The organism is Oleiphilus sp. HI0123 (genome assembly GCF_001635315.1).
Window position 1 is genome coordinate 1 of sequence record NZ_LWGE01001194.1, and the last position, 5383, is coordinate 5383.

General features: G+C 41.8%; 3 protein-coding genes. 1 reads left to right on the forward strand and 2 read right to left on the reverse strand.

Annotated elements, in window-relative coordinates:
- Positions 1–2802: insulinase family protein (locus A3761_RS13300; protein ID WP_068750333.1), on the forward strand; the 2802-nt coding region annotated here is incomplete at its 5' end.
- A gap of 48 nt (positions 2803–2850) precedes the next feature.
- Here the strand turns inward: A3761_RS13300 and sbcB are convergent.
- The gene (sbcB, locus tag A3761_RS13305) at positions 2851–4293 is read right to left on the reverse strand and encodes an exodeoxyribonuclease I (RefSeq protein WP_068738991.1); all 1443 of its coding nucleotides are present in this window, start codon (positions 4291–4293) and stop codon (positions 2851–2853) included.
- An 84-nt stretch (positions 4294–4377) separates the two neighbouring features.
- Entirely contained in the window at positions 4378–5265 is an 888-nt protein-coding gene (locus A3761_RS13310; protein WP_156490548.1) for a DUF6160 family protein, read from the reverse strand.
- Positions 5266–5383: the final 118 nt, after the last annotated feature.

Consider the following 5383-nt stretch of genomic DNA (forward strand, 5'->3'; position numbering starts at 1 on the left):
GTTAACGCCTCCCTTTCTATAGAAAAAAGCCCTAATGATAGCCGGCACTACGATTACTTAGTACTAGAAAACAAACTTCGAGTCTTGCTGGTTTCCGACCCAAATACCGATAAATCTTCTGCGTCTCTAGACGTTAATATTGGCAGCGCAAGTGACCCTCTTGAATATCCGGGCTTGGCCCACTTTCTTGAACATATGCTCTTCCTTGGCACTGAAAAATTCCCTGAGCCTGATGCTTATCAGAAATATATCACTCAACATGGCGGCTCACACAATGCATATACTTCACCTGAAAATACAAACTATTTCTTTGATATCCGACCCGAATTCCTAGAAGCGGCGCTTGAACGCTTTTCTGAGCAGTTCACTCACCCGCTTTTTAACGCCGAGTATGTCGAGCGTGAAGTTAACGCTGTTCATTCCGAATACACATCCAAAGTCAAGGATGATGGACGACGCTTTTATTCTGTAATAAAAGCAGTATTAGCCGACGATCACCCCTATAGCCGCTTTTCTGTTGGAAACCTTGAAACCCTGAGTGACAAAGGCGAAGAAAAGTTACGCGACACTTTATTAGAGTTTTATCAAAAGAATTACTCTGCGAATCAAATGACTTTGGTAATTTTGGGGAAAGAGCCTCTTTCAACACTTAAAAAGTGGACACTAGCCAAGTTCAGTAACATTCCAAACAGCAACGTCGAGTTTACCGACATATCGCAAGATTTCTTCGCAGAAGATTTCCTACCTGTAAAAGTTGAAGCGCAATCGATAATGGACAAGCGATCAATGATGCTCGCATTCCCCATACCATCATCAAGCCTTCACCAAGACTCAAAGCCTGTATCCTACCTATCAAACCTGATTGGCCATGAGGGTAAAGGCAGCCTATTGTCGGCATTAAAAAATGAAAACCTAGTCGACTCACTATCGGCCGGTGCAGAGTTTGATACTAGAGTCAAAGAACTGTTTGTTATCCGCATGAGCTTGACTCAGTTTGGCTTTGACAACCAGGAACGAATTCTAGAGACCATTCATAGTTATATTGACCTTCTACGTAAAGAAGGCCTGAAAAAGCTTTACTTTGACGAACAAAAAACCATGTTAGATATTGCTTTTAACTATCAAGAGAAAAGTGAACCCATTCATTTCACGAGCAAGCTATCAAGGGCGCTCCAGTTTACTTCAGCAGAAGATATTCTTATCAAGCCCTACTCGCTCAAGCAGTTCGATCACGAGTTATACAAAACATACTTAAGCCATCTTAATCCCAAGAATATGTTTGTTGCGGTTAGCGCTAAAGCAGTTGTTGGAAAACGGTTTACTGACTGGTACGACGCACCCTATAACATTCAAGAACTGGATCAGAACCTTCTGGATAAACTCATCAAACCTAAGCAGGACAATAGGCTAAGCCTGCCAGAAAAAAACATTTTTATTCCGGAAAACATATCAATAGTTAAAACGATGAATACTGAAAAGCCAGAGCTTCTGCTCAAACAACTTGGCTTAGAAGTATGGCATCACACTGACACTAGCTTTGGCACGCCTAAATCAAACTTATTCCTTACCATACGCTCCCCTGAAGCGCTTAAGTCTGCGGCAACGCTAAATATGACAGATCTTTTAGTAAAACTTCTAACTGACTCGCTTAATGAATATAGCTACCCTGCCTATCTTGCAGGCCTTCATTACGAGCTATACAAGCATATGCGTGGTGTAACCATCAAAATCAGCGGGTACAGCGATAGACAGGCCCAACTTCTAAGCAAGTTACTTAACACCGTTAAATATGCAGAGTTTTCTCCCTCTCGTTTCTCTATAATGAAAGAACGCTTGTCTAGAAGCCTATCAAACGCAAAAGATAAGAAGCCATTTCAGCAAGCTATTTCCAAAGCTCAGAACGTAGTTATTGCTCCTTCTTGGAATGAAGAAGAACGTCTGAGCGCACTTAGAGATATAAAACTAGAAGATATTAATCAGTTTCGTGAAGACTTTCTGTCTCAACTAGATATAGCAGTGTTGAGTAGCGGAAACCTATCGCGTGCATCAACACTCAATAATGCACAATTAATTCAAAGCATATTACTTGATAAGGCAACTAAGACCGAGGTCAGCCGCGCCAAAATTCGCCGCATACCACCTAAGACTCCTTGGCTCAACACGCTCGACACCGAGCACAGTGATACCGGCTTTGTTCACTATGTACAAGGAAAAACTACTAGTCACAAAGAACGTGCTAAGTACTTACTACTCACTCAAATACTCTCTAGTGATTACTACAACCAAGTCCGCACTCAAAAACAAATGGGTTACATCGTATTCGCAACCAATTTTGAGTTGCTTGAAGTACCGGCTATAGCGTTCATTGTTCAGTCCCCTAGTAACACAGGCCAAGAGCTTTATAAGGAAACCAAGGCGTTCATTCATACAAGCTTAGAGACAGTTAGGTCAACAAGCAAAGCTGACTTGAACAAGCACAAGAGCTCGGTTGTTGCAAACCTACTAAAGCAAGACAACACCCTTTATTCACGCTCCAATAGGTTTTGGAAAGACATTGATATAAAAAATGTAGACTTCGACACCAAAGAACAATTAGCTAAAGAAGTGAACTCTCTTACCTTAGAAGATATGAGCACTCTAGTTCAGAACATTATTGCTGACGAAAACGGGGTGCTTACTGTTGTCGCAAAATCTAATTCTGAAAACTCTCAGGCAAGAGAACCAGAAAAGACAGAAATTAACAGCGCCGAGGGCATGACGAATCTTTCTACTGAACAATGGCAAGGGTTCAGCAAGTTCTAGAAAAAGCTTATTTAGCTTCAGATAGCCCGCGCTATCTGAAGCTCTTTACTAGGCATATGGAATGATAGACTCACCATAGAACCGGAGATCTTCAAGCACCGACTGAGATTTAGAGTCGATATCCGATTGAGATATTGCATGAATGCGATCGAAGAACTCTTTAAAAGTAAGGTACCCGCCATCGGCGCTCATCAATTTGTTTGCACAATACCGCTCCCACTTTGACTGCTCTTCCTCCGTCAAAGTTTGAGGAAAGTTTCGCGCTTTGTAGCGAAACAATAATTCCGGCAAACGACTATCCTGAAATCTAAACTCCTCTTCCTCCAACTCAATATCACTGGCCTGCCTAACGCGCGACATCTCAGCTTTATCATGGGTAGAGAAAAAACCACCGCTATATATCATCAAGTCGGGGTCTGTTTCGTTTCTCTCGGGGGAGCTCAGGCTGAACACTTCTTTAATTTTTTCAACAAATATTGGGTTATTTCTGATCCATTCTAAGTGTGACCTCATCAAATCCAGATTCAGCTCCCAGCGTTCAAGTCGTTCAGCAGACATCGTCTTTATCATTGCAGCAGGAACAACCATTGGGCATTTATTTACATGAATCGCCTTGATTGCTGGCCGCTCTTCGCCCTCAGAAAGCTGCGCCGAAGGCATGTAAAGCCGACGCTGAATCTGTTCATTGCTCAGCGCAAACAAGTAAGCAGGGTCTTGCCTTAGATCAAAACAGATAAAGGAATTTTTATTCTTGGAGTCTTGAAATAGCGGCACAATAAGCGCACAACACCCTTTACTTGCAGGAAATTTCGAAGAAACATGAAAAACCGGTTTAAGCTTATTTGGTTCGAGTAACTCTAGTACCTTATGCTTGTCTCTATTTTTAAAAACATAGTCGAACAATTGTGGCTGTGCTGACTTGATTAGCTTAGCTAGGCCGATGGTGGCATAAACATCACTCATCGCGTCATGTGCTGACAAGTGCTCAATACCATTAGCTTGACTTAAGACCTCAAGCCTAAAGCTTGGCGTTCCAGAGTCATCACAAGGCCAATTGATCCCTTCGGGTCGAAGAGCGTAAGTTAAACGCACAACATCGATTAAGTCCCAGCGTGAATTACCGTTTTTCCACTCTCGCTCATAAGGGTCTATAAAGTTCCTATAAAACAGGTTTCGAGTGATTTCATCATCAAAGCGAATACTATTATAGCCAGCCACACAGGTAGACGGGACTGAAAAAATCTCTTCTACCTTCTTGGCAAACTCGACCTCAGAGAAACCGTTTTCTTGTGCATATTGAGGTGTGATGCCAGTAATTAAGCAAGCTTCTGGAGAAGGCAAAGCATCTTCTGAAGGGCGACAGTAAAAAGTCGTTGGCTCTTCGATGATATTTAAATCTAAATCGGTTCTAACACCGGCAAACTGACTTGGCCTATCTCGGCGAGTATCTGCGCCGAATGTTTCGTAGTCGTGCCAAAAGATGGACTGCATTAGAACCTCCTAATCTAAGAAGGTTCATATTGTACTCTATAGGCTTGCTTTTCGAGAACTGTAAGATTAATAAAGGAAAAGATTTTACGGCTTAAATAAACCAACACCACGGTCGATATATTCCACCCGAACTCGTTCAGTACCATTAGCATTAGTGCCGGTATTCATATCTATATGAAGAGAAGTAGGTATGTTAATAAATACACCTGAAGCAGTGGTCATCTGACCATCACTCGTTGACCAGTCGGTGTCTTCTTTCTGAAAAGAGATGAAAAAGTCGTTGGTGTAATCAACATTACCTGTTGTAGAGTTTCTCTGCCCAACATCAAGAGTCTTATAGTCTGCAAGGTCATAACAGTAAAAACCCGAATTACAATCCGTTGCACCTCCACTTTGATCATTACCTACACCAAAATACTTAGCACGAGTATTATCGACATCGCCACTTAAGTTAAGCATCGATGCTTGGTAATCATCGCCAAAGAAATCAGTAATCGTAGCGCCAACGTTACCAGAAATACTATCAAAGTCACCGCTAAGCTGACCACGAGCTTCACCAAAGCCCAAACGAAAGCCTACAAGCTCATCGGTAGCGTCTTTGGCAATTTCGAAATACGGATCATTTACTTCAAAAGGAATAATATCGTTTACCGCGTAAGTTTGCCCATCTAGCTGAACTTGAGCGGCATCAGTAGATATAGAACCAAATGCTAGGTTAGTAGCAGAGAAGTCAGCGCCTAACTCACCATCTCTTTCGTATTTACCTAACTCAACATTATTAATGTTCATCTGCATTTTTGATTCCATACCCAATGTAACGCGGGTATAGCTATTCGAGCCTATTTGATCAATATCAAAGGCAACAGCGGCTTGGCCAGAGTATTGACTCAGCTCATCATCAGCAATGGGCTTAAGCTCAGCCACTACATCAACTGAGGCTACAGCCAAAACTGTAAAAAATAATTTTTTCAACCGATTTCCCATACCTGCGGAATTACCTATTCAAGTTCCATTAACGAATTGTTCGGCGACCCAAAATCTACAACTAAAACTCTATTGCTTTGTCTTTGTATTATTTTTTATAAGCGAA

What these genes read in the sequence shown, in the direction of transcription:
- sbcB (WP_068738991.1), bottom strand. Translation starts at nt 4,293, where the DNA reads ATGCAGTCCATCTTTTGGCACGACTACGAAACATTCGGCGCAGATACT.